The following is a 23,075-nucleotide window of genomic DNA, read 5'->3' as shown; positions in this document are numbered from 1 at the left end:
GTCTGGACCCGACGTCGGCCCACGCCGGAGCGTACGACCTTGCCGAGCGCGCTCACCGGCGCGCCTGGGCGGCGGCCAGGCCGGCACCGCTGCCACTGTTGACGACGTCCCGCGCGACCGCACCGTCCACCAACTCGATGGTGCGGTGCGCGGTGGTGGCGGCCAACTGCACGTCGTGGGTCACCAGCACGATGGTCTGGCCCTCGGCGTTCAGGTCCAGCAGCAGCCGGCGCACGTCCTCGACCGAGCTCGAGTCCAGCGCGCCGGTGGGCTCGTCAGCCAGCAACAACGCCGGCTTGTTCATCAGGGCCCTGGCCACTGCCACCCGCTGCCGCTCACCTCCGGACAGCCGCTGCGGATAGGCCTTGACGTGCCGCTCGATACCCAGCGAGCCGAGCAGCTCGACGGCCCGGCGCTTCGCCTCGCCCTTGCCCATCCCGGCCAGCTGCGCCGGAACCATGACGTTGTCCAACACCGTCAGATCGTCGAGCAGATTGAAGAACTGGAAGATCATGCCGATCGAGGCCCGGCGGTACTTCGCCGATCCGGCCTCACCCAGCTGATCGACGCGCGTGCCGTCGACGGTGACACTGCCGCTGGAGGGCTTGTCCAAACCGGCGATCAGGTTCAGCAGCGTGGACTTCCCACTGCCGGAATGGCCGAGGATCGCCACACAATCACCGGACGCCACAGACAAGTTCACACCGGCCAGCGCGGGCGGGCCGTCATCGTATTTCTTCGTCGCCTCGCGGACGTCGATCATCGGCGCATTCGTCATGTCCACGAACCTACGAACAGAGCGTGATCCGTCGCGTCGGCCGGTGGATGTCACCGTTCCCCAGGCCGTCGCCCCGTGGGGGTACAGGCGCGTACACCCCTGGGGTGACGCGCGGAGCCGACGCCGCTGAATACGATCTCCGCATGGAAGAGCTTCTCCAGCGCCTCTCGACATCGGAGCGCATGACCTGGCTGACGGACCGGGCCGTGGTGCTGGCCACCGCCTGCTTCTACGCGCTGATGCTCTGCTGGTCGATCGCTCAGGTTCAGGACCACGAGGGCCTGTTCCGGTTGCCCGGCCTCGGGACCTACCCGCTGATCGCTCTGTGCGTCGTGCTCGCCCTTCCGGTTCTGCTGATGCGCCGTCTGCCGGCGGCGGTCTTCGCGGCGATCCTGGGCGAATCGGTTCTCGGCGACCTCTTCGGCGTGCGGCCCTGGATCGTGTTCGTCCTGCTCGTCGTCCTGGGCGGGCACCTCGCCGTCCGGCGGCCGACGGCTGCCGCCGTCGGCTCCGTCGCGGCCGTCGCGGCCGCGTTCGTCGAGAACATCCACGTCTACCCCGGGGAGACCCTCGGCGACGCGGCCCAGTGGGCCGGGCAGTTCGCGTTGTGGTTCGCGGTCGCGTGGGTCTTCGGCGGGGTGTACCGCAAACGCCGTGAATACCTCGGAGCCTTGCACGAACAGAGGGCGGCCCGCGCCGTCATGGCCGAGCGGCTGCGGATCGCCCGCGAACTCCACGACAGCGTCGCGCACAGCATCGGGATCATCACGGTGCTGTCGGGAGCGGCGGCGCGGGTCGTGGAGACCAAGCCCGAGCAGACCCGGCAGGCGCTGACCGGCATCGAGACCACCAGCCGGGAGACGCTGCTCGAGCTTCAGCGCATGCTCGGGGCGCTACGCCGCGCCGAACCGGACGACGCCGTGCCGCAGGCCGCTCCGCTGGCGCCGGCCAGCAGCCTGGCCGACGTCCCGCGGCTCGCCGAACGCACGGCCGACGCCGGGGTGCGGGTCCAGGTGACCTGGCGGGGCGAACGGCGTCCGCTGCCACCGGAGATCGAACTGTCGGCGTTCCGGATCATCCAGGAGTCGGTGACGAACGTGGTGCGGCATTCCGGGGCGCGAACGTGCCGGGTCGCGGTCGGCTACGAGCCGGGGGAGGTGACGGTCGAGGTGGTGGACGACGGGGACGACGGTCCCGGCGGGCCCGGCCGTCCCAGGCACTCGGCGACGGCCGGCGGGAGCGGCTTCGGCCTGCTCGGCATGCGCGAGCGGGTGACGTTGCTGTCCGGCCAGTTCAGCGCGGGCCGGCGTCCGGAGGGCGGATTCCGAGTGGCAGCGAGGCTCCCGGCATGAGCGTGCGGGTACTGCTGGTCGACGACCAGCCACTGATGCTGGTCGGGCTCGGGATCCTGATCGGCGACACCGATGACCTGGAGGTGGTCGGCGAGGCAGGCGACGGCCACGAGGCGGTGCGCCTGGTACGTGAGCTGCGGCCGGACGTCGTGGTGATGGACATCCGGATGCCGGGCATGGACGGGATCGAGGCGACCCGGCAGGCGACCGCCGAGCCGGACCCGCCCAAGGTGCTGGTGCTGACGACCTTCGACGACGACGAGTACGTCTACGGCGCTCTGCGCGCCGGCGCCAGCGGATTCCTGCTCAAGAGCATGGCCCTGGACGCGATCCTGGGCGCGATCCGCGTGGTGGCGGCCGGCGACGCGTTGATCGCGCCGAGCGTCACCCGACGGCTGATCGCCGACTTCGCCGGAAGCTCCGTCACCCCCGCGGCCCCCACACCGGACACCGAACCTGCCGCAGACTCACATCTCATCGCGGGGATCACCGGCCGGGAGCGCGAGGTGCTGGCACTGGTCGGACAGGGACTGTCGAACGGTGAGATAGCCGAGCGCTTGGTGATCAGCGCGGCGACGGCGAAGACCCATGTCGCGCGCCTGTTCGCCAAGCTCGAGGCCCGGGACCGCGTCCACCTGGCGATCATCGCCTACGAGAACGGACTCACGCCGGGTAGACGATAGGGCAGGGTGAGAAGATCGCGCGCCGTCGTCGTACACGCTCGCAGTCGTTCAGCTCAGTTGACCGGGCGGGCCCTGCTGCGGCTGGTCGGCGGAGCTAGTGCCGCGTCAGGCAACCTTTGCCCGTCAAGGAGCGGCTCCCCCAGCCTTCGGCCGGGAGGTGCCCCCCTGGTGCGTGCTATCGGCGTGCCGGCCGGAAGTCCTCGTACTGGACGTAGTTGGGCTTTCGGCCGGTGCGGCGAGAGTGCGTGCCGGGCGTCACGACGGGGCGAAGGTTGCCTGACGCGGAACTACGGACGGGTGAAGGTCATGTGGGTGATGCCGCTGGGCGTCGTCACCGACTCCACCTGGAAGCGCTGTTCCAGCCCCTCCAGACCGTCCCACAGCCGCTCACCGCGGCCCAGGACGATCGGGACGACGGCGATGTGGAGGTGGTCGACCAGATCCTCCGCGAGGAACTGCCTGACCGTCGTCGGGCCTCCGCCGATCCGCACATCGAGGCCGCCCGCCGCCTCGCGGGCCTGCCGCAGCACCTCCTGCGGCGAGGCATCGACGAAGTGGAAGACCGTGCCGCCTTCCATTTCCAGGGACGGGCGCGGGTGGTGCGTCAGCACGAAGACCGGGGTGTGGAACGGCGGGTTGTCCCCCCACCAGCCCTTCCACTCCTCGTCGGTCCACGGGCCGCGCTGCGGGCCGAACTTGTTGCGGCCCATGATCTCCGCCCCGATCCCGGCCCCCCAGGTCCAGGCAAGGGCATCGTCGACACCGCTGCCGCCACCTGCCTGGCCGATCATTGCCTGGAAAGCGCGGGTCTGAAAGAACCAGTCGACCAGCCGAGTCCCGGCATGCCCGAACGGGGCGTCCAGGCTCTGCCCCTCCCCGGCGGAGAACCCGTCCAGCGACACGCTGAAGTTGTGCACTCGAACACGCGACATGACACTCACGTCCCTCACTCGGACTCCCTCGTCAAACGGAGCCTAGACGCGCCCACTGACATCAGCCGGACCACTCGCCGAACGGGAATGCGTGTTGGGGCAACGCCTCACGGGTTCCACTCTCGTATCCGCCGCCGGCCGATGGCCCGGACCACCCGGTGGTCGCCTCTCGGCAGGCGCCGACCGGGTCAGTGCCCGGTCGGCCGACCGCGATGTGGCGCCGCCTGGATGAGGCGGCATTCGTAGGCGAAAATCACGGCCTGTATCCGGTCGCGGAGTTCGAGCTTCTGCAGGATTCGCCCCAGATGGGACTTCACGGTCGCCTCGGCGAGGTACAGGGTGGCGGCGATCTCGGTGTTGGACAGGCCGCGGCCCACCTGCACGAGGACCTCGCGTTCACGGGCGCTGAGGCGGCCGAGCCGGCTCAGTCGGCTCAGTCGCTCGTCGTGGTCGGTGCCGGGGCCGGTGCCGGTGCCGGTGCCGTCGGGGATGTGCGGACGGAAGTGCTCCAGCAGGCGGCGGGTGATCCGTGGGGAGACCACCGCGTCGCCTGCGGCGACACTGCGTATCGCGGTGAGGAGTTCCTCGGGCCTGGTGTTCTTCAACAGGAACCCCGAGGCTCCGGCGGTGAGTCCGGCAAAGGCGTACTCGTCCAGGTCGAAGGTGGTGAGGATCAGCACTCTGCTCTGCGGGGAGACCTCGACGACCTGTCGGGTCGCCTCGATCCCGTCGGTCCCGGGCATCCGGACGTCCATGAGGACCACGTCGGGACGCAGTTGCCGGGCGAGGCGTACGGCCTGGGTGCCGTCCGCGGCCTCGCCGACCGGTGCCATATCGGGTTGGGCCTCCAGGACCGTGCTGAAGGCCATCCGGAGCAGCGCTTCGTCGTCGGCGATCAGGATGCGGATCGTCATGCGGACGCCGCTCCGCCGCTGCTGAGGAAGAGGCGGGTACGGACTCCCCAGCCCCCGCCCGGCAGTGGTCCGGCCCGCAACGTCCCCCCGTAGGCGGCCGAACGCTCGCGCATGCCCGGGATGCCGTGGCCGGACGGTGTGGCGGCCGGAAGCGGCGGGCAGGGGCCGCTGTCGGTGACGTCCACGGTGACGGTCTCGGCCGAGCACTGGATCCGGACCTTCGCGTGGGTGCCGGGGGGTGTGTGCTTGAGGGTGTTGGTCAAGGCTTCCTGCACCAGGCGGTAGACGGTGAGTTGTGCGGTGGCGGGTATGTGGCTGTGGCCGCCGTCGACCTCGAGGCGGGTGGGCAGCCCGGCGCCGCACATCTGGTCGGCAAGGGTTTCCAACTGGGCGATGCCGGGCGGCGGGTGGCGCTCCGCGTCCGGTTCGTCGGTCCGCAGGATGCCCAACGAGCGTCGCATGTCGGTCAGGGCCTGTCGGCCTGTCTCGGAGATCTGGAGCATCGCGGTGGTGGCCCTCTCGGGCGACCGGTGCTGCGCGTAGACGGCGGCATCGGTCAGCGCGACCATGACGGACAGGTTGTGGGTGACGATGTCGTGCATCTCCCGGGTGATGCGTGTCCTTTCCTCGGCGACGGCCAGTCGCGCCTGCTGGTCGTGTTGTTGCTCCAGGCGTACGGCCCGTTCCTCCAGAGCCGCGAGGTAGGCGCGCGTGGTCCGCGCGTTCACACCGAGGACAGCGGCGGCAACGGCCATCGCGGTGAGCGCGACGAAGGGCGTCAGGAACGCGCCGTCCGCCGCCCAGCGCAGGCAGGCCAGCAGGGCGCCTGCCTCCACGACGGCACCGGCGACCAGCGTGCGGCGCCGGCCCGAGTTCGCGGCGACCGCGTGGAGAGCCACCAGCAGGGCGATGTCCGCCGGCAGTTGGACGTCCAGGAGCCACTGGACGAAGGCCGCGACTGCCACGGCGCCGAACACCGTGAGCGGGGCCCGGCGCCGCCACACCAGGGGCAGTGCGAGGGCGGTGGTGAGGACCGCGGCCACCGGCAGCTCCTGCGGCGTGCGCGTGGTCACGACGTTGAGGAGGAGAAGCACCGGCAGCAGGGAGTCCCAACGTCCCGTAGTTGTCACCAGCCGCGTCGCTCGTGCGGAGGCCAGGTCGGCGTACCTCGCCAGCCGTAAGGTCGTGCCGGTTACCGCGGCCTCCTCGGTCATCACATGTCCTGTCGATTCAGCGTCATGGCGGCTCCGGCGGGGCCGGCACCGCGGACGGCCGGAGCCGGGCAGTCCGGGGCAGTTGGGGTGGGGTCGGACAGCAGAAGCTGCGGCCCTGTCACGGTAGGCCGCCGGCCCGCGAAGCACATGAGCCCACCGTCTGACCGCACCGCGCCGAGATACGACCGCAGGAGGAGCCCCGCTACCTCCCGTGGTCGTACGGCGGGCGCCGATCCGACGTGCTCGACTGCCACTCCGGTCGCACCGGGACCTGCCACGGATTGCGACCCCGGTCGCTCCCGACGGCGACCCGGGATCGATGTGGCACCCCACACCCGGCGCCGACGATGGCCTGGTGACCGAGATCATCGCGGGACTGTCCATGTCCCCTCCGGAACTTCTTGCCGTGCTGGGTGCGCTCGCGCTGGTGGTGGCGCGCTGGCTTCCCCCCTCCACCCGCCCACGCGTCACGATCGCGGCGGGGGCGGTGTTCGCGGTGTCCGCGATCGTGCTGAGTGTGGTGGGGATCCGCTGGCAGCTGCTGCCGGTCCTGGCGGGCGCTGCCCTCGCGTTCCCGTTCGCCTGCGTCCCCCTGTTGCGACGCCGCACCGGCCGGCCGGCGTGGCGGGCCCGCTGGTGGTTGGCGTTGCCGGGATCGGTGGCGTGCGTCGGCCTGATCGCCACGGGCCCGGTGGCCGCCTGGGCCTTTCCGGTACCCGTGTTCCCCGAGCCGACCGGCCACTTCGCCGTCGGCACCCGCGTGGTGCAGTGGACCGACCCGCTGCGCCCCGAGACCTTCACCGCCGATCCGAACGACCGGCGCACAGTCGTGGTCCAGCTCTGGTACCCCGCGCAGAAGAGCCCCGCAGGCGCGCAGCGGGCGCAGTACCTCGGGCGCACGGAGCACGAGGCGCGCACCGTCTCCGACGCCCTCGCCCGCGGAGTCGGCCTGCCGGGTTTCCTGGTCGACGGCGTCACGCGTGCCCGCACCCGTTCGGTCTTCGACGCCCCGGTGGCCACTGGGGGCGAACGGTTCCCGGTCGTGCTGTTCTCTCCCGGGTCGGGCGGAGTGCGCACCCAGAACACCGCCTGGGCCGAGGAACTGGCCAGCCACGGCTACCTGGTCGCCGCCCTCGACCACCCGTACGACTCCGCCGCCGTCGTCCTCGCCGACGGCCGGACGATCACCAACGAGACCTTCTCCAGCGGCGACCCGGCCAAGGACGACGAGCTGGCGGCCGGCTGGACGGCGATTCGAGCCGCCGACCTCAGCTTCGTCGTCACCCAACTGGGCCGTGTGGACCACGGTGAGATCACCGACCCGCTGACCGGACGCCTGGACACCAGCCGGGTCGCGGTGACCGGCCATTCCATGGGTGGTGCTGCCGCCCTGCAAGCAGCTCGGCAGGACCGCCGGTTCGACGCCGTCATCGATCTGGACGGCTACCCCCACGGCCCCACCTCGCCCTCCCTCGACCAGCCGACGCTCGCGCTCACCGCGGCCATCACCCCGGCAACCGACCCGCGCTACCTCCCTCGCCTCACCGACGCGCTCAAGTCCAACACCGCGACGAGCTACCGGCTCACCATCCCCGGCGCCGCACATCTCACCTTCATGGACGCCCCCCTGTACCTGCCTCCCGTGCCCTCGATCGTCGGCTCCCTGGGCCGCGCCGAAAGCCCGCGCATCGTCGCCGCAGCCACCCTCGCCTTCCTGGACGCCACCCTGCAGGGCGAACCCGGCGCCCTGACGGGCGTTCTGCCGGCGTACGGCAACCTCAGCGTCTACCCCCCGGACCACAACCGCTGATCAGTCGGTGCGTTGGCCTCGTCCAGGGTCGAGGGCACAGGGCGTGTCGGCAACGGAGACTTCTCGGATGCGGCCGGGTGTGATCACGACGTCGGGGCCGTCTGGTGGCATGCCTGGCGGCCTGACCGCATCACAACCTGCGCGGCACCATCTACAGGCCGCGATAGACGTCACGGCGGTTGCCAACGGCCATGACCCACACGATCAGTTGACCGTCTTCGAGGGTGTACACGATGCGATGGTCCCCGACCCTGAGGCGCCACCGCGCAGCGTGCCCCTGGAGGGCCTTGATGTCGAACGCGGCCGTGTCCCCGCCGTCCAACCCCTTCTGAAGTTCAGTGAGGCGGCGGAGGATCCGCAGAGCATCAGGGCGGGAGATCTTGAGCATGTCGCGCTGGGCATGCGGGGTGAACCGCGTGACGTAGCCCACGAGATCAGGCGTGATGGGCGCGAAGGAGGGCGGCCATCTCTTCGAGCGAGACCGATCCAGCGGTCCCTTCGGATTCAGCCTCGTCGGCCAGCCCGTTCAGCCAGGACTCCTCGGCCTGCTCCGCGAGCCGGCTCAGCCGCTGGTACTCGTGGATGTCGATCACCACGGCTTCCTGCTTGCCGCGTCGAGTGATGATCGTCGGGGTGTCATCCCTACGCGCGCGATCGAGGACGTCCGCCAAGTGGCTGCGGACCTCAGCCATGGATGCAATCACAGGCTCGCTCATGCAATGAATGTAGCAGATGTACATCTGAGTCGCCCCGACGATTCGGCGAGACAACGTTGGACGGGTGACGGGCCGGCCCCGCCCGCGGTCAGTCGTCGGCGCCCAGTCGGCGGGCCAACACCCGGCCGCGTTCGGTCTGCACCGCTGCGGCCTTCCCGGCCGCGTAGCGGAGCAGGCCGAACGGCGCGTGCAGCCGCAGGGTGTCGGCGACCAGGGAGCCGCCGTCGCCCCGGGCGGTGACGGCGAAGCGGTAGTCCATCCGCACGCCGCCCGGGCTGACCACCTCGCCGCTGACCGTCGCCTCGGCCGGCAGCCGGGCGCCGTCGGTGCGCAGGGTGACCCGGATGACGTTGTCGTGCCGGACCAGTCCGAGGAACCGGAAGCGCTCGACGGCCACGTAGTGCGTGACCCCGCCCTCGCGCCGTACGTCCCGCACGTCCACGAGCAGCGGGGAGAGTCCGATGTAGTTCGCGGGCTCCGCAAGATGCGCCAGCACGGCCGCGGGCGTTGCCGCGACGTCGTAGCTGTGGCTCAGTTCGGTGCTGGGCACGTCCAACTCCCCTGTCCTGTCCGGCTCCGGCCCCCGCCGCGAACCGGGAACCCGGTACCGGGGACCGGGAGCGATCAGTGGATGATCGCACCATCCTGCCGCCTCCGCCAGGCTGCCAGGATGCCGGGAGCTCCTTCGCAGCAGCACGAAACCCGCCCCGGCGCGTCATCCTGAGGGGACATCAACTCCCTTCCCGCCCGACGGCCGGGGTGCCGGCCTGGGCGAGGAGGTGCAGTGCGGCCGCCGAGCCCGAACCGGCCTCGGCGGTCGCCACGACGATGCGCTGCCCGCTCTCCTGCGGGATCGTCAGGGTCTGCAGGTTGAGGTGCATCCGGCCGACCAGGGGGTGGTGCATCCGGTAGGCCGCGAGCTCCCAGTTCCGGACCTGGTTCTCGGACCACATGGTGGCGAATTCCGGGCTCTTCATGGTCAGTTCGCCGATCAGCACGGCCAGCATCGGATCGTCCGGATACTGCCCGGCGGCAAGCCGCAGCTTCCCCACCACAGCCCTGGCCTTCCTCGGCCAGTCCACGAACAGATCCCGGGTGTGAGCGTCCAGGAAGACCAGCCGCGCCATGTTGGGGCGCCGGTCCGGCTGATCGGGGATGCGCGGGTCCAGGTGTCCGGCGAACAGGGCGTGTCCCGTACGGTTCCAGGCCAGCACGTCGCTGCGGCGCCCCAGGACCACCGCAGGTGCGGCACCGAGCGCTCCGAGCAGCTGCCTGGTCGCGTCGTCCGCATGCTCGGGCGCCAGCCTGCGGCGCTTACCGCCGCGACGCGTGGCCTGGGCCAGATCGTGCAGGTGGGCCTGCTCCACCTCGTCCAGGCCGAGAGCCCCGGCGAGAGCGTCCAGCACCTCCGGCGAGGCGTTGAGCGACACGCCCTGCTCCAACCGCGTGTAGTAGGACAGGCCCACCCCCGCCAACCGGGCCAGCTCATCGCGTCGCAGCCCGGGCACGCGCCGTCGTTCCCCGAAGTCCGGCAGTCCCACATCCGCCGGCTGCAGCAGCGACCGGCGCATCTGCAAGAACTCGCCCAACCGCACCGTCCTGTTCATGCGGTCGAGTATGGACGCCCCGGTGCCGCGCAGCCTGCCCCTGCCGGGGTCAGCCACCCGTGGGCGCCGTGCCGGTGGCGACGGGCGGGTGGGACATTCCCGCCACGGTGTGACGAGGCGCGATGTTTTGCGGGGGCTCCCCGGGCTACCCCTGGCAGGGGCAGGCTGTGCGGCGCCCGGATCCACATACTTGGCGACATGGACGAGGGGCCGCCACCGGGGCGGTTCCGCCGGCCGCGCCAGGCGCGCCGATCGCAGCAGCAGCCGCAGCCGGCAGACGTCGACACCACCAGCACCACCAACTGACCGCCTACGCAGGTGCGCCCATCCGGCGTGCCCCCATCCGGCGCGTCTTCACCGAAGGAACTGGACATGAGCGACACCATCTACACCACCACCGCCACCTCCTGGGGCGGACGCGACGGCAAGGTCGCCACCGAGGACGGCCGTCTGACCGCGTCTCTGTCCATGCCCAAGGAGCTGGGCGGCGACAACGGCCCCGGCACCAACCCGGAGCAGCTGTTCGCCGCCGGCTACGCGGCCTGCTTCCACAGCGGCCTGCGCCTGGTCGCGGGCGCCAAGAAGCTGGACGTCCGGGAGTCGGCGATCTCGGCGACCGTCTCCATGGTCGGATCGCTCGCCGAGGGCAGGCTGGGCCTGGCGGTCCGGATCGAGGCCCAGCTGCCCGGCGTGGACCCCGAGGCCGCACGCGAGTTGCTCGCGGCCACCCACCAGGTGTGCCCCTACTCGAACGCCACGCGGGGCAACGTCCCGGTCGAACTGGTGCTGGTCGGAGAGAACTGACGCGCACTCGGTCGCGCACCGGGACGGTCGGTCGACTTCCGCCCGCAGCGGGCTCGGGTGCTCACCGGAAGCGGCAGCGCGGAACAGCAACGCCGTGCCGGTGAGCACCCCGCACCCGAAATCCGTGGAGAAACCATGAAAAAGCTACCTACAGCAGTGGCGCCCTCGCCCTGGCCGCCGGAATAGCGACGTTCGGCTCCGGGTGGCGGCGACCAGCTGCCACCCGCCCCAGCAGACGGCGACAACTCCCAGCACCAGACCTGGCCCCCACGTCAGCCGATTGGCGCTCCGTTTCTCCCGGATGACCTGCGGCTCGATGGCTACGCTCGCCCCGTGCGAAGGGTTGAGCAACACGCGGAAGGCGCCGGACCGTTCGTCACCCGGCGCACCTGGATTCTCCCCGAGGGGAGAACGACGGTGTGGGAATCGCGGTTGGCGCGCAGACGCGGCGTGCTCGCCGTTGGCGCCGGACCCGGGCCGGCAAGTGCCGATGCCGTGGGGCTCGGACGGCTGCGCAGACTCAACCTCATCGCCTCGGTCGCCTTCGTCATCGGCGGTGCCCTGTTCGCCGTCGGCGCCGCCGTCGCCCAGTTCGGCTCCGGCACTGCGACCCTGAGCGCCTACATCTACTTCACGGGGGGCCTCTTCTTCAGCACGGGCGGCTACTGCGCGCTGCTCCAGGTCGTCAACGCACCTCGCCACTCAGGGGAACCAGGTCCGCTGATCACACCCCGCTGGACATGGTGGAGATACGAGCCGATGAACGTCGGCTGGCTCAGCACGGCGGTGCTCTTCGCGGGGACGCTGGTGTTCGCGGTCAATCTGCTGGACTCCTTCCTCCAGGGGCTCACCGTTCAGCAGGTCAACCGGCTGATCTGGTCGCCCGACGTCGTCGGCTGCGTGCTGTTCCTGGTGTCCGGGCATCTCGCCTTCGTCGAGATCTGTCATCGCTCGCGGCCCTGCGTCCGCTCGCGGAGCCTGGGATGGTGGATCACCGCGGTGAACCAGCTCGGTTCCGTGCTCTTCATGGTCTCGGCGCTGGCCGCCTTCACCCGGCCGAGCACCGGAAGCCTGGTCAACGCCACGATCGCCAACTGGGGAACCCTCACCGGCGCGCTGTGCTTCTCCGTCGGTGGCGCGCTCCAGGCCCTTGAACACCCCTGAGGAGCACGGTCCATCCCAACGGCCCGCCGGGGCCACGCGGCCCACGGCCGGCTCCCAACGTCAACTCGCCTCACCGAGGAGCGAGTCGGTGAGCCGGTCGGCCGCCGCTCCGTCCAGCGGTGCGTGGCCCAGCAGGAAGCGGTACCAGAAGACGCCGTAGACCTGGTCCACCATGAGGTCGAGGTCGCGGTCGGCCGCGAGGTCGCCGCGCTCCTGGCCGCGGGCCAGCACCTCGCGCAGGACTGCCCGCCGGGCTTGAGTGAATTCCCTCAGCAGATCCGCGAGTTGGGGGTCCCTGGCGGCCTCGCGGACCAGCGTGCGCAGGGCGGGGGCGGTCGGTGGGGTCCGGGCGCTCTCGAAGACGGCGCCGACGACCGCACGGAGGTCGCCGTGCAGGCTGCCGGTGTCGGGGGCCGGCACTTCGCGTTCGGCGTGGTCGGTGAGCGCGTCCAGGAGAACCGTCCCCTTCGAGGGCCACCAGCGGTAGAGGGTCTGCTTTCCGACGCCGGCCTCGCGCGCGATGGTGTCCACGGTGACGGGGGCGCCGTCGGCGTCCGCGATCAGGCGCAGTGCCGCGTCGAGGATCGCGCGGCGGGTGGCCTCGTTGCGCTGTCGCCCGGTGTGGGGGCGGGGGCCCTGCGGGCTCGCAGGGGGGCCGGCGGGGTCTGCCATGCCGCACTTCCGATCTTTGGCTTTCGAATCCTTCAGTTGACGAGACCGTCAGTCTCGATGATACTCACTCTATCGAGACTTACGGTCTCGTCAACTCTACGGCCTTCGGGCCACGGAAACGGGGAGCGGATCCGCCATGACCTCTGACACCTCAACCACTGCCGCCAACGCCACACTCAGCGCCTCGGCCGGCCGGCAGGTCGTCGTGATGGGCGGCAGCTCCGGCATCGGCGAGGCCACCGCGACGCTGTTCGCCGCGGACGGCGCCGAGGTGGTCATCACCGGCCGCAGCCAGGACAAGCTGGACCAGGCCGTCGGACGGATCGGCGGCAAGACCGGGTCGTACCGCATGGACGCCACCGACCAGGCGGACATCTCCGCCTTCTTCGAGCACTCCGGCCCCATCGACCACCTGGTGATCGCGGTCAGCGGCGCCGCGGGCGGCGGACCGTTCGCCACCCTGGACCTGGCGGAACTGGCGGCCGGGTTCGACGGCAAGTTCTGGCCGCAGGTACGCATCCTGCAGGCCGCGCTCCCGCGGCTGAGCCGGGACGGATCCGTCACCCTGATCACCGCGGCGAGCGCACGGGCCGCCTTCCCGGGCACCGCCGGACTCGCCGCGATCAACGGCGCCCTGGAGGCGATGGTTCCGCCGCTGGCGACAGAGCTGGCGCCGCTGCGGATCAACGCGGTGTCGCCCGGCGTCATCGACACCCCGTGGTGGGACCGCGTCCCGGCCGAGCAGCGCCAGGCCCTCTTCGACGGGCTGGCCGCCTCCAGTCCGGTGGGCCGCGTCGGCCGACCGCAGGACGTGGCCCGTGCCATCCACGCGCTGGCCACCAACGGGTTCATCACCGGCGTCGTCCTGGACTGCACGGGCGGGGCGAACCTTCCGACCGGCCGCTGAGGTCGTGGCAGGGCACCGGGCCTGCCGCCAACCGAGTGTTCTGAAGCCGCCGGGCACAGGCGCGCGCGGTGTGGCGGGGCAGGTCCGCTGACTCGGCGGCCACACTCGTGCTCGGGACCGGCGCGACCGGCGGCACCGCAGGCGGGCGGGTGACGTCACCCGCCCGGACTTCGGGCGCCCTCGTTCCGTCGACGTCGCCACCGGCCGCCCGCCGACCAACGTTGAGGATGCGGAGACCCCTGATGCGCGATTCGACAGCCGACAGCCTCCACCGGGAGAACGACGCCCGCACAACCGCACGACGCCGCTTCCTCGTCGGCGGCGCCACCGCACTGGCTTCCGTTCCGCTGCTCGGAAGCGCCCGCGCGTTCGCGCAGCCCCGCAGCATCGCCGATCCGGCCCAACCGCCCGTTCCTGACGACTACCTGCCGGGCCCCGACGAGGCGTTGCAGTGGCTGGTCGAAGGCAACGAGCGCTGGGTTTCGGGCCAGCTGCTGCATCCGCATCAGACCGTGGCCCGCCGGATGGCCGTGGCCGCGGGGCAGCACCCGCTCGCGACCGTCTTCTCGTGCATCGACTCCCGGGTGCCGCCCGAGATCGTCTTCGATCGTGGCGTCGGGGATCTGTTCGTCGTACGGACCGCGGCCCAGACCAACGACGGGCTGATCCAGGGCGCGGTCGAGTACGGCGCCGAGGAGTCCGTGACCCCGCTGGTCGTGGTGATGGGCCACCAGCGCTGCGGCGCCGTCACCCTCGCGGTGGAGGCGCTCAACAACGGCACGGACGTGCCGGCGCACCTCGTGGACGTCGTCGAGGCGCTGACGCCCGCCTACGACGCGGCGAAGCCGCTGCCGGGCGACCAGGTCGACAACACGGTACGCGCCCAGATCCGGCTCACCGCGGATCAGTTGCGGGAGGACCCGTTGCTCGCACCGCTCGTCGGCGAGCAACGGGTCCGGGTCGTGGGTGCCTACTACTCCCTGGACACCGGGTGCGTGGAGTTCATGCTGCCCTGACGACGACGCCAGGCCTGGACATCGGGAGAGGGTCCGGCCGGCCGTGCCCGGCCGGGGCGCTCAGCCGCCGGCGATGCGGCGGTCCCGGCGGCGGCGCTTGACGGAGGCGAGGTAGGTCCCCAGCGACAGGACGATGACCATCAGACTGCCGACGAAGATCACCAGGTCGAGGTTCGAGATACGCATCACCGCAAGAATGATGATTCCGGTGAGCAGGGCCACTCCCAGCCCCTTGAAAGGGTTCACTGCTTTCCTCTGCTCATTTCCATGCGGACACCCGGGTGAAATAGGACTTCAGTACCGACGAGAAAAGCCAGTAGGTCCGCACCACGGTGTAGACCAACTCCGGGAGCAGCAGGGCCTCGACCAGCATCGCCTTCCAGCCGAGACTGTGGACCCGTAGCGCCGGGTAGACCACCCAGAAGGCGATGAGCACCAGGAAGACGGGATCGACGGCGAACCCGTGCGCCACCGCCATCGCGATCTGCATCGACCCGAATCCCAGCACGTAGGCGGAACACAGCAGCACCATGACGATGGTGGCTATGGAGTGCCAGGTGAACCGCGTCAGGCCGCGCCCGCGCAGCGTGTCCACGGTGCCCCTGCTCCACCGCTCCCGCTGCTGGATCAATTCCCGCAGGGTGGGCATCAGATCGGTGTAGGCGATGCACATCTGATTGGCGGTCACCTTCCACCCGGATTCCTTCAGCGCCAACGTGGTCTCGTAGTCCTCGACCAGATTGCTGTGGTCTTCCCAGAACACCTCGCCGCGCCAGTCCAGCAGGCTCTGCAGCGCCTCGCCCCGGTAGAAGGATCCGGCCCCCGACATGGTGTGGACGTCCTGGCGGTAGCGCGAATTGGCGGCCCGGCCGTATTCGATGATCTGCATGCCGGTCAGGTAGCGCTGCCACGGGCTGCGCCACTGGTTGGTGCGGCCGAGGCAGGCGGCGCTGACGCCACCGAGCTGCGGGTCGGAGGCGATGACGTTGCACGCCCGCTCGATGAACCGTGTGTGCAGTTCGGTGTCGGCGTCCATGACCAGAACATGGCGAACCCTGCCGGTCAGCGACCCGCCGATGTTCTCCCTGAGCCAGCGGATCCCGTAGTTGAGGGCCCCCGCCTTCTTGTGCGGGTTGTTCGGCAGGTTGAGGACCACCGTGTGCGGGACGCCCGGTTCCGCCGCGAACTCCCGGGCGAACTGCTCGGTCCGGTCGGTCGAGTTGTTCACCACCACGACGATGAGGTCGGGAGGCCGGGTCTGACCTGCCAGGGAGCGAAGTGCGGTGAATACGCCGATTTCCTCGTTCCGCGCCGGGACAATGGCAACGGTGTCGCAGAAATCGTTTGTCGCGGCTTCACTCAGGGCGACGCGGCCCCGGCGGTGGCGATTGCGCGATACGCGCGGCTCGTCAGAGTCCGCACGTCGTGCAGTCGTGGTGGACAACCTTCCCCCTGTGGTCAAACGTACCGGCCCGCACGTTGTGCCACATGGCATGCAAAACGGTAGAAAAGGACAGACCGGTGGCTTCGTGTTGCCTTCGCCCACGCACGGGGTACGGCTCGGGAAGTATGGTCGCACACACTTCCATCACGAGCAGCATGGATCGCGTGATCATTAGGTCACACTCGCGCAGCCGACTTGCATCCACCGGCCAGCCCGTCAAATCAGCCTGAACTGCGCCGAAACGGCAGATGTCCGGATAGCGGAGCCACGGCGGAGCCGTACCCGGTTTCAGCTGTCCGACTATCCGGCTATGCCGGATTTGTAAGGACTTTACCTCCACGGCCATCTCATGCCGACGGAGAGCGAGGCCCGCGAGCACGTCGATCACCGGCAGCCGAAGGGTGCGGGGATCCTCAGGGTTAGGATGACCGCCACATATCAGCATTCATTTCTGATGCGACGTGGGCCGCCAGTAGCCTCCGCATCTCCCTGAGGAGTTTCCGTGAGGTCCGACCGCCCCAAGAAGTCACGCCATCCCGCATGGAACGCCATCGGGTTCGTGGCTGTGGTGGTCGCGGTGGTCGCCGGTGGCAACGAGCTCCTCCCGAAGGGGCAGGCCGCGACCCCCACCGCCGCACGGAGCACGCCCGGGGTCACGGCGCCGGCCCAGCCCAGTGCGTCGTCCGCACCGGCGGCGGTCCCGGTGCCGGCCGCGGGCCCCTCGACGACGGCTGCGAGCGTCCCGGCGGGGACCCTGTTCGACGACTTCAGCTACAGCGGCCCCGACGACCCCTCGCTCGGCGCCCACGGGTGGCAGGCCCGCACCCAGGCGGGCGGCCCCGGGATCCAGGACACCTGGTCGACCGCCGGCGTCAGCTTCCCGGCGGTGGCGGATGCCCAGGGCGGCCGCGCACTGCAGTTGCAGGTCGTCACGGACGGGACCACGGCGGGCACCAAGCAGGCCGAACTGGTCAGCAGCGGCGCCGACTTCTTCACCGGAACCTACGCCGCTCGGATCTACTTCAACGACCAGCCCACCAGTGGCCAGGGCGGCGACCACATCGTCCAGGCCTTCTACGCGAACTCGACCAGCGAGAAGTCCTCGCTCTACAGCGAGCTCGACAACGAGTACATGCCCGACGGAGGTTGGGGTGCGCCCGGCCCCGCGCTCGACACCACCAGCTGGTACGACGCCTCGAAGCCCGACCGGGTCACCCATCGGTCGCACTCCAGCCTCCAGGGCTGGCACACGGTGATGATCACCGCCGTGAACGGGACGGTCGTCTACTCCATCGACGGCCAGAAGGTGTTCACCAGCCAGGGCCGGTACTTCCCCCGCGAGAGCATGGGCATCCACTTCAACGCCTGGCTCATCGACCTCCCCTTCACCGGTGCTCCGCGGACGTGGGACATGCGGGTCAACTGGGTCTACTACCAGACCGGCCAGGCCAAGTCCCTGACGGAGGTCCAGAAGACCGTTCAGGGCTATTACGCCAAGGGCACGCACTACGTGAACACCCCGGCCAAGCCCTGAAGGCGCGGGCGGTCGCGTCAGGTGCTGATGGTGGCGAAGGGTTCGAGGCCGTAGGTGCGGGCGTAGCCGTTCTCGGTGCCGACGAGGAGCTCGACGACCTGACCATCGGCATGGCCTGGCACCCCCGCAACGCAGCCGACAGGGCCCACCACTGGCTCCGCGACGCCATCCGCCGGACGCTTCGCACCCCCGACGGCCCAGCCACCCAACCCGCCTGACGCACCCCGGTTGCCGCACCCCGGTTGCCGGACGTCCGGGACCGGGCCACCGACCTGGCCCGACCGTCGGCGCGTGCCGGATGATGGGACCAGCAGACGTGAGGGGCAGAGAGTGACAGACAGCGAATCCATCGGGTCGGAGTCGGACCGTCGGCCGGAGTCCGGGGGGCCGGAGACCGTCATGGCCCTCGCCCGGCCCGAGAGCGGGACGGCACCGGGGCCGAGTGCCGAGACCCCGGACGGGAACGCGCGGCGCAGGCGCTCCCTGCCCCGACGGCTGGCCGTGATCGTCCTCGTCCTCCTGGTGCTGTGCCTCCCGCCCTGGTGGACGCTGTTCGCCTCGGGCGCCGACTGGCCGTTGCCGGTCTTCCTGACCGGCACGGCGGTCTTCGCCGGCTGGCTGGTCTCCTTCCCGTTCCTGATGGTCGCGGGGCACGGGTCGCGCCGGGTCGACCGGGCCGCCCGCGTCGCGGACACCAGCCTCGGGATGATCTGGGTGCTGTTCACCTGGTCGGTGCTGGGCGGCCTGCTGAACCTCGTGCTGACCGGGCTCGACGTCGGCGGCGCCGGCCGGGCCAGGACCGTCGCCGTGGCCGTCGCCGCGATCTCGGCCGGGCTGCTCGCCTGGGGACACCACGAGGCCATGCGGGTGCCGCGGGTGAAGCGGCTGGACGTCCATCTCCCGCGGCTCGGCAGCGGGTTGGACGGGACCCGGGTCGTCGTGCTGGCCGACACCCACTACGGGCCGATCGACCGGGCGGCCTGGTCGGCACGGGTGACCGAGGCGGTCAACGCGCTCGACGCGGACGTCGTGGTCCACGCCGGCGACATCGCCGACGGCACCCCCGGCCAGCGCCGGGAGCAGTCCGCGCCGCTCGGAACGGTCCGCGCACGGCTGGCCAAGGTCTACGTCACGGGGAACCACGAGTACGGCGGGGAGGCCCAGGGCTGGCTGGACCGCATGGCCGAACTGGGCTGGGAGCCGCTGCACAACCGCCATGTCGTGGTGGAGCGCGGCGGCGACGCCCTCGTCCTCGCGGGTGTGGACGACGTGACCGCGGAGTCCTCCGGCCTGGCCGGACACCGCGCGAACCTGCTCGGCGCACTGGCGGGCGCGGACCAGGACCACCCGGTCCTGCTGGTCGCCCACCAGCCCAAGTTCGTCCCCCAGGCCGCTGCCGCCGGCATCGACCTCCAGGTCTCCGGACACACCCACGGCGGCCAGATCTGGCCGTTCAACTTCCTCGTGCGGATCGACCAGCCGGTGGTGCACGGCCTGAGCCGGCACGGGGAGCGGACCCAGCTCTACACCAGCCGGGGCACCGGCTTCTGGGGGCCGCCCTTCCGGGTCTTCGCACCGAGCGAGATCACGCTGCTCACACTCCGGTCGGGCGACCGGTAGGGGGGGCTGTCGGCGGGCTGACCCCGTAGAGGCCTAGGCCGGGATGCCCGGCGTCGCGGGCCCGGCGGGAATCGTCAGACACGGCCTGGCCCGCCGGGTATCCGCGCGGGCTGGCCAGACCGGCATCGTAGGCGGCGATGGCGAGTTGGACGCGGTTGTGCAGGCCGAGCTTGGCGAGGATCTTCTGGATGTGGGACTTCACGGTGGACGCGGCGAGGTTCAGCGCCTCGCCGATCTGCCCGTTCGACAGGCCGTCCGCGACCAGCAGCAGCACGTCCGCCTCCCGGGTCGAGAGCAGGGCGCGCAGCGCAGCGCCGTCGGAGTCGGCGGGCGCGGCGGGCGTGTCCGCGAAGCGCTCCAGCAGGCGGCGGGTGACGCTCGGCGCGAGGATCGCCTCGCCGTCGGCCAGGGCCCGGATCGCGTCGATCAGCCGGTCCGCCGGGGCGTCCTTGAGCAGGTAGCCGGACGCCCCGGCGCGCAGGGCCTGGACGACGTAGGCGTCCACGTCGTAGGTGGTCAGGATCAGTACGCGGGGCGCGCCGGGGCGGGCGGCCGGTCCGGCGAGCAACGCCCTGGTGGCCGCCACGCCGTCCAGTCGCGGCATCCGGACGTCCATCAGCACCACGTCGGGGGCCAGCCGGCGGACCAGTTCCACGGCGGCGGCGCCGTCCGCCGCCTCGCCGACGACCTCCAGGTCGGGTTCGGAGTCCACGATGGCGCGCAGCGCACTGCGGACCAGCTGCTGGTCGTCGGCGATCACCACACGGACGGGCGGGCGTACCGGCACGGTGTCTCAGTCCCTTCCCTCGAAGTCCTGGTCGGGCAGCGGGATCTCGGCCCGGATCTCGAAGCCGCCGTCGACCGGGCCCGTGTGCAGTGTCCCGCCGTACACCGCCACGCGCTCGCGCATCCCCAGGATCCCGAGGGCCGTCCCGTCGGCGACCGTCGAGACCCCGGCGCCGTCGTCGGTGATCCGCAGCCGCAGCAGCCGCGGTTCGCAGCAGACGGCCACCCGCGCGTGCGCGCCCGCCCCGGCGTGCCGCACGACGTTGGTCAGCGCCTCCTGCACGATCCGGTAGCCCGCCGTGCCCGGACCCATCGGCACACTGGCCGGCTCGCCCTCGGTCTCCAGCCGGACCGGCACGCCCGCGGCCTCGATGCGGGCCACCAGATCGGCCAGCCCGGCCAGCCCGGGCGCGGTGTCCCACTCGGCCGCCGTCCCCTCCTCGGGACGCAGCACCCGCAGCATCTGGCGCAGCTCCGTCATCGCGGCCCGGCTGGTCCGTCCGATGACCCGCAGGTAGCCGGCGGCGGCCTCGGGGTCGGTGGCCAGGGTGCGCAGGGCCGCGTCCGACTGGATGGCGATCACACTCACCGCGTGGCCCAGCGCGTCGTGCAACTCCCGGGCGATCCGCAGCCGTTCCTCGGCGATGGCCTGCGCGGCCCGGGCGTCCGCCTCGCGTTCCAGGCGTTCGGCCCGCTCGATGAGCCCGGCGACGTACGAGCGGCGGGTCCGTTGGGCGTAGCCGAGCACCCAGGCGAGAGCGACCGCCAGGGTGACGGCCGTCGCGGACACCAGGCGGTCGCCCCCGCCCGACCTGGCGAACAGCAGGTAGCCGGGCGCCGCGAGCAACCCGAGCGTCGGCGCGAGCACGGTACGCGGCGGACGGCCGAAGGCCGCGGCGGCGTAGCAGGCGGCCAGCAGGCCGGGCAGGCAGGCGCCCGTCGGCACCCCGGCCGCCGCCGAACAGAACCCGGCGACGGCGGTGGCCGCCACGACCGCGAGCGGACGGCGCCGGCGTGCCGGCAGCGGCAGCGCCTGCCCGGCCGCGCCCGGCCACATCACCCAGCCGGGCAGCACGGCGTGCGGGTGGACGGTCCCGCTGACGGCGAAGAGCGCGACGCCCGCCACCACCAGCGCGTCCACCGACCAGGGACGCTTCCAGAGCGTCATCCCTGCTCCCCTCGCCCGTCAGGCGTCGCTTCGCCGCAGCCGCAGCGTCGCCATGGCTGTCACCGCCGCCACGAAGAGGACCAGCACGCCGCAGCCGGCTCCCGGGGAGAGCATTCCCTGCGCGCCGACGACATGCCACATCGACTCTCCGGCACTGCTCGGCAGGTACTGCCCGATGTCAAGCGCCAGGCTGTGCGGCAGCCCGCCGACCAGGATCGGCAGGATCAGCAGCAGCCCGAACAACGCCCCGACGGCGGCCGCCGTGCTGCGCACGATCACGGCGAGGCCCATCCCCAGCAGCGCGGCCAGCATGAGGTACGTGCCGCCGCCGAGCACCGCCCGCAGCGCGCCCGGGTCACCCAGGCTCACATGCGGCGCGGGCCCGGACAGCATGGCCTGACCGAGGAGGAAGGAGACGAAGCAGATGGCCGTCCCCGCCACCCAGCTGAGGACGGCGAGCGGTACGGCCTTGGCGGCGAGCAGCAGTCCGCGCTGCGGGGTGGCGGCCAGCGTCGTCCGGATCAGTCCGCTGCTGTACTCGTTGCCGACGACCAGGACGCCGGTGACGCCGCAGAAGATCTGCGTCAGCAGGATGCCCTGCAGGCTGCGGGCGGCGGGGTCGAAGTCCAGCTGGGCGGCCGAACCCAGCGAGGCCCAGCGGGCGTTGATGCTCGCGCAGACCACGGTGGAGTCCAGCAGCATCAACGCGGCGGCGGTGAGCAGCGCGTACCAGGTGCCGCGCACCGAACGGAGTTTGATCCACTCGCTGTCGACCGCCGCCCGAACCCTTCGCACCGGTCCGGGCCGCCGCAGCTGCCCCGCACTCGCCGTCAGCCCGCCCATGAGGTGTCCTCGCTGCCCTGCTCGATCGGCGCCGCGGTGCGATAGGTCACGGCCTCGGCGGTCATCCGGAAGTACGCCTCCTCCAGAGAGGCCTGAACATCGGCCAGTTGGCGGACGACCAGCCGGCGCGCGGCGGCGATCTCGCCGATCCTCCGGGACGGCAGGCCCCGGACCCGCAGCGTGCCGTCCGTCTCCCACAGGGGAGTTGCCCCGATCGCGTCCAACTCCCGTGCGAGCAGAGCCGGATCGTCGACCCGGACCCGCACCTCGTCCGCCGAGTGGGCGGCGATGAACTCGCTCAGCGGTGCGTCGGCCAGCAGCCGGCCCCGGCCGATCACCAGCAAGTGGTCGGCGGTCAGCGCCATTTCGCTCATCAGATGGCTGGACACCAGCACGGTCCGGCCCTCCCCGGCCAGCGAGCGCATCAGGGTGCGGATCCACAGGATGCCGTCCGGGTCCAGGCCGTTCACCGGCTCGTCGAACAGCAGCACCCGAGGATCGCCCAGCAGGGCTGCGGCGATGCCCAGGCGCTGGCGCATGCCGAGCGAGAAGCCGCCGACCCGCTGACGGGCCACCGACTCCAGGCCCACCGCCCCGATCACCTCCAGTACCCGGCGCCGGCCGATGCCGTTGGCCACCGCCAGGGCGAGCAGATGGTGGTACGCGCTGCGCCCGGGGTGCACGGCCCCGGCGTCGATCAGCGCGCCGACCTCGTGCAGCGGCCAGACCAGCCCGCCGAACGGGCGGCCGCCGACGGTCACCGTGCCGGAGGTCGGCAGGTCCAGGCCGAGGACCATGCGCATCGTGGTGGACTTGCCCGCGCCGTTCGGCCCGAGGAATCCGGTGACCCGCCCCGGTTCCACCCGGAAGCTCAGCCCGTCCACGGCGGTGGCCTCGCCGTACCGCTTGGTCAGCCCGTCCGCCTCGATCACCGCCGCCGCCCCGGCACCCGGGGACTCACCCTGCGTTGTCGTCATGCTCCCGACGCTACGAACGCCACCACGGCGCGTGCCTCGTCCGGCAGGACGAAGCCGCCCGGCCCCGGCCCGCAAACCCCCTCCCCAGGGAGGAGTCCGGGCCGGGCCCCGGCTCGGCCGCGGCCACGGTGCTG

The 23,075-nt window shown here is 71.4% G+C and carries 25 protein-coding genes; 9 read left to right on the top strand and 16 right to left on the bottom strand.

All coding sequences use genetic code 11. The features are described 5' to 3' along the window. Window positions 1–52: 52 nt before the first annotated feature. Window positions 53–778: an ABC transporter ATP-binding protein gene (locus BS80_RS21760; RefSeq protein ID WP_035799817.1), complete on the bottom strand. Its 726-nt coding sequence runs from the start codon at window positions 776–778 to the stop codon at window positions 53–55. A gap of 143 nt (window positions 779–921) precedes the next feature. Between BS80_RS21760 and BS80_RS21755 the strand changes: the two genes are divergently transcribed. Together BS80_RS21755 and BS80_RS21750 are read left to right on the top strand one after the other, a co-directional pair. After that, on the top strand, window positions 922–2,130 hold the full coding sequence (locus tag BS80_RS21755; protein WP_198045574.1) for a sensor histidine kinase: 1,209 nt from the start codon (window positions 922–924) through the stop codon (window positions 2,128–2,130). Further along, window positions 2,127–2,813: a response regulator gene (locus tag BS80_RS21750; protein ID WP_035799811.1), complete on the top strand. Its 687-nt coding sequence runs from the start codon at window positions 2,127–2,129 to the stop codon at window positions 2,811–2,813. The genes BS80_RS21755 and BS80_RS21750 overlap by 4 nt, the downstream gene beginning before the upstream one ends. 287 nt (window positions 2,814–3,100) lie before the next feature. Here BS80_RS21750 and BS80_RS21745 read toward each other — a convergent pair whose 3' ends face one another. From BS80_RS21745 to BS80_RS21735, 3 genes are all read right to left on the bottom strand, one after another. Next, the gene (locus tag BS80_RS21745; RefSeq protein WP_035802305.1) at window positions 3,101–3,745 is read right to left on the bottom strand and encodes a dihydrofolate reductase family protein; all 645 of its coding nucleotides are present in this window, start codon (window positions 3,743–3,745) and stop codon (window positions 3,101–3,103) included. A gap of 188 nt (window positions 3,746–3,933) precedes the next feature. Further along, the gene (locus tag BS80_RS21740) at window positions 3,934–4,659 is read right to left on the bottom strand and encodes a response regulator transcription factor (RefSeq protein ID WP_035799808.1); all 726 of its coding nucleotides are present in this window, start codon (window positions 4,657–4,659) and stop codon (window positions 3,934–3,936) included. Next, entirely contained in the window at window positions 4,656–5,873 is a 1,218-nt protein-coding gene (locus BS80_RS21735) for a DUF7134 domain-containing protein (protein ID WP_083975033.1), read from the bottom strand. The genes BS80_RS21740 and BS80_RS21735 overlap by 4 nt, the downstream gene beginning before the upstream one ends. 355 nt (window positions 5,874–6,228) lie before the next feature. Between BS80_RS21735 and BS80_RS21730 the strand changes: the two genes are divergently transcribed. Continuing rightward, entirely contained in the window at window positions 6,229–7,683 is a 1,455-nt protein-coding gene (locus BS80_RS21730; RefSeq protein ID WP_408607419.1) for an alpha/beta hydrolase family protein, read from the top strand. 151 nt (window positions 7,684–7,834) lie between these two features. Here the strand turns inward: BS80_RS21730 and BS80_RS21725 are convergent, their stop codons facing one another. The 4 genes from BS80_RS21725 to BS80_RS21710 all read right to left on the bottom strand — a co-directional run bounded on the left by BS80_RS21725 (window position 7,835) and on the right by BS80_RS21710 (window position 10,006). After that, the gene (locus BS80_RS21725; RefSeq protein WP_035799803.1) at window positions 7,835–8,113 is read right to left on the bottom strand and encodes a type II toxin-antitoxin system RelE family toxin; all 279 of its coding nucleotides are present in this window, start codon (window positions 8,111–8,113) and stop codon (window positions 7,835–7,837) included. A 4-nt stretch (window positions 8,114–8,117) separates the two neighbouring features. Then, a complete protein-coding gene (locus tag BS80_RS21720; RefSeq protein ID WP_232246556.1) occupies window positions 8,118–8,399 on the bottom strand; it encodes a type II toxin-antitoxin system Phd/YefM family antitoxin in 282 nt (93 codons plus the stop codon). A gap of 88 nt (window positions 8,400–8,487) precedes the next feature. Then, window positions 8,488–8,949, bottom strand: a complete 462-nt coding sequence (locus BS80_RS21715) for an SRPBCC family protein (RefSeq protein WP_035802297.1) — start codon at window positions 8,947–8,949, stop codon at window positions 8,488–8,490. A gap of 181 nt (window positions 8,950–9,130) precedes the next feature. Next, window positions 9,131–10,006: a helix-turn-helix domain-containing protein gene (locus BS80_RS21710; protein WP_035799801.1), complete on the bottom strand. Its 876-nt coding sequence runs from the start codon at window positions 10,004–10,006 to the stop codon at window positions 9,131–9,133. A gap of 372 nt (window positions 10,007–10,378) precedes the next feature. Between BS80_RS21710 and BS80_RS21705 the strand changes: the two genes are divergently transcribed. Both BS80_RS21705 and BS80_RS21700 read left to right on the top strand, forming a co-directional pair. Then, a complete protein-coding gene (locus tag BS80_RS21705; RefSeq protein WP_035799798.1) occupies window positions 10,379–10,810 on the top strand; it encodes an organic hydroperoxide resistance protein in 432 nt (143 codons plus the stop codon). Window positions 10,811–11,143: 333 nt separating this feature from the next. Then, window positions 11,144–11,974, top strand: coding sequence for a hypothetical protein (locus BS80_RS21700; RefSeq protein ID WP_035799796.1), 831 nt, complete (start codon window positions 11,144–11,146; stop codon window positions 11,972–11,974). Between the two features lie 60 nt (window positions 11,975–12,034). Here the strand turns inward: BS80_RS21700 and BS80_RS21695 are convergent, their stop codons facing one another. Beyond that, window positions 12,035–12,646: a TetR/AcrR family transcriptional regulator gene (locus BS80_RS21695; RefSeq protein WP_035799794.1), complete on the bottom strand. Its 612-nt coding sequence runs from the start codon at window positions 12,644–12,646 to the stop codon at window positions 12,035–12,037. A 136-nt stretch (window positions 12,647–12,782) separates the two neighbouring features. Here BS80_RS21695 and BS80_RS21690 point away from each other — a divergent pair, with 136 nt between their 5' ends. Further along, window positions 12,783–13,553, top strand: a complete 771-nt coding sequence (locus BS80_RS21690) for an SDR family oxidoreductase (protein WP_083975031.1) — start codon at window positions 12,783–12,785, stop codon at window positions 13,551–13,553. A 242-nt stretch (window positions 13,554–13,795) separates the two neighbouring features. After that, window positions 13,796–14,569 carry a carbonic anhydrase gene (locus BS80_RS21685; protein WP_051966883.1) on the top strand — a complete coding sequence of 258 codons (774 nt, stop codon included), beginning with the start codon at window positions 13,796–13,798 and terminating at the stop codon, window positions 14,567–14,569. A gap of 60 nt (window positions 14,570–14,629) precedes the next feature. Here the strand turns inward: BS80_RS21685 and BS80_RS40955 are convergent, their stop codons facing one another. Beyond that, on the bottom strand, window positions 14,630–14,791 hold the full coding sequence (locus BS80_RS40955) for a hypothetical protein (RefSeq protein ID WP_157536449.1): 162 nt from the start codon (window positions 14,789–14,791) through the stop codon (window positions 14,630–14,632). Window positions 14,792–14,828: 37 nt separating this feature from the next. Beyond that, window positions 14,829–16,013, bottom strand: a complete 1,185-nt coding sequence (locus BS80_RS21680; RefSeq protein ID WP_198045573.1) for a glycosyltransferase family 2 protein — start codon at window positions 16,011–16,013, stop codon at window positions 14,829–14,831. A gap of 502 nt (window positions 16,014–16,515) precedes the next feature. Between BS80_RS21680 and BS80_RS21675 the strand changes: the two genes are divergently transcribed. Beyond that, entirely contained in the window at window positions 16,516–17,547 is a 1,032-nt protein-coding gene (locus BS80_RS21675; protein WP_157536445.1) for a glycoside hydrolase family 16 protein, read from the top strand. 17 nt (window positions 17,548–17,564) lie between these two features. Here the strand turns inward: BS80_RS21675 and BS80_RS43880 are convergent, their stop codons facing one another. After that, the gene (locus BS80_RS43880) at window positions 17,565–17,669 is read right to left on the bottom strand and encodes a darcynin family protein (protein ID WP_332262186.1); all 105 of its coding nucleotides are present in this window, start codon (window positions 17,667–17,669) and stop codon (window positions 17,565–17,567) included. Between the two features lie 277 nt (window positions 17,670–17,946). On the opposite strand from BS80_RS43880, the gene BS80_RS21670 reads away from it, so the two are divergent. Then, complete coding sequence (locus tag BS80_RS21670; RefSeq protein ID WP_083975027.1) at window positions 17,947–19,167, top strand: metallophosphoesterase; 1,221 nt, start codon at window positions 17,947–17,949, stop codon at window positions 19,165–19,167. On the opposite strand, the gene BS80_RS21665 is transcribed toward BS80_RS21670, so the two are convergent. The 4 genes from BS80_RS21665 to BS80_RS21650 are packed head-to-tail and all read right to left on the bottom strand — an operon-like array spanning window position 19,142 to window position 22,941. After that, the gene (locus BS80_RS21665; protein WP_332262185.1) at window positions 19,142–19,954 is read right to left on the bottom strand and encodes a response regulator transcription factor; all 813 of its coding nucleotides are present in this window, start codon (window positions 19,952–19,954) and stop codon (window positions 19,142–19,144) included. The two genes, BS80_RS21670 and BS80_RS21665, sit on opposite strands and share 26 nt — an antisense overlap. 6 nt (window positions 19,955–19,960) lie before the next feature. After that, entirely contained in the window at window positions 19,961–21,121 is a 1,161-nt protein-coding gene (locus BS80_RS21660) for a sensor histidine kinase (protein ID WP_035799789.1), read from the bottom strand. A gap of 18 nt (window positions 21,122–21,139) precedes the next feature. Continuing rightward, entirely contained in the window at window positions 21,140–21,964 is an 825-nt protein-coding gene (locus tag BS80_RS21655) for an ABC transporter permease subunit (protein ID WP_035799786.1), read from the bottom strand. After that, complete coding sequence (locus BS80_RS21650; protein ID WP_332262184.1) at window positions 21,952–22,941, bottom strand: ATP-binding cassette domain-containing protein; 990 nt, start codon at window positions 22,939–22,941, stop codon at window positions 21,952–21,954. Before BS80_RS21650 ends, BS80_RS21655 begins: the two co-directional genes overlap by 13 nt. Window positions 22,942–23,075 lie beyond the last annotated feature (134 nt).

Source organism: Kitasatospora mediocidica KCTC 9733 (genome assembly GCF_000744225.1).
GTDB classification, from domain to species: Bacteria; Actinomycetota; Actinomycetes; order Streptomycetales; family Streptomycetaceae; genus Kitasatospora; species Kitasatospora mediocidica.
Note: the sequence above shows the minus strand (reverse complement) of the source record. Positions and strands in the feature narration are given on the sequence as shown.

Bases quoted from the DNA above. Each gene is read 5' to 3' on its own strand.
- BS80_RS21760 (WP_035799817.1), bottom strand. From the start codon at position 778: ATGACGAATGCGCCGATGATCGACGTCCGCGAGGCGACGAAGAAATAC.
- BS80_RS21755 (WP_198045574.1), top strand. From the start codon at position 922: ATGGAAGAGCTTCTCCAGCGCCTCTCGACATCGGAGCGCATGACCTGG.
- BS80_RS21750 (WP_035799811.1), top strand. From the start codon at position 2,127: ATGAGCGTGCGGGTACTGCTGGTCGACGACCAGCCACTGATGCTGGTC.
- BS80_RS21745 (WP_035802305.1), bottom strand. From the start codon at position 3,745: ATGTCGCGTGTTCGAGTGCACAACTTCAGCGTGTCGCTGGACGGGTTC.
- BS80_RS21740 (WP_035799808.1), bottom strand. From the start codon at position 4,659: ATGACGATCCGCATCCTGATCGCCGACGACGAAGCGCTGCTCCGGATG.
- BS80_RS21735 (WP_083975033.1), bottom strand. From the start codon at position 5,873: ATGACCGAGGAGGCCGCGGTAACCGGCACGACCTTACGGCTGGCGAGG.
- BS80_RS21720 (WP_232246556.1), bottom strand. From the start codon at position 8,399: ATGAGCGAGCCTGTGATTGCATCCATGGCTGAGGTCCGCAGCCACTTG.
- BS80_RS21710 (WP_035799801.1), bottom strand. From the start codon at position 10,006: ATGAACAGGACGGTGCGGTTGGGCGAGTTCTTGCAGATGCGCCGGTCG.
- BS80_RS21705 (WP_035799798.1), top strand. From the start codon at position 10,379: ATGAGCGACACCATCTACACCACCACCGCCACCTCCTGGGGCGGACGC.
- BS80_RS21695 (WP_035799794.1), bottom strand. From the start codon at position 12,646: ATGGCAGACCCCGCCGGCCCCCCTGCGAGCCCGCAGGGCCCCCGCCCC.
- BS80_RS21690 (WP_083975031.1), top strand. From the start codon at position 12,783: ATGACCTCTGACACCTCAACCACTGCCGCCAACGCCACACTCAGCGCC.
- BS80_RS21685 (WP_051966883.1), top strand. From the start codon at position 13,796: ATGCGCGATTCGACAGCCGACAGCCTCCACCGGGAGAACGACGCCCGC.
- BS80_RS21670 (WP_083975027.1), top strand. From the start codon at position 17,947: ATGGCCCTCGCCCGGCCCGAGAGCGGGACGGCACCGGGGCCGAGTGCC.
- BS80_RS21660 (WP_035799789.1), bottom strand. From the start codon at position 21,121: ATGACGCTCTGGAAGCGTCCCTGGTCGGTGGACGCGCTGGTGGTGGCG.
- BS80_RS21655 (WP_035799786.1), bottom strand. From the start codon at position 21,964: ATGGGCGGGCTGACGGCGAGTGCGGGGCAGCTGCGGCGGCCCGGACCG.
- BS80_RS21650 (WP_332262184.1), bottom strand. From the start codon at position 22,941: ATGACGACAACGCAGGGTGAGTCCCCGGGTGCCGGGGCGGCGGCGGTG.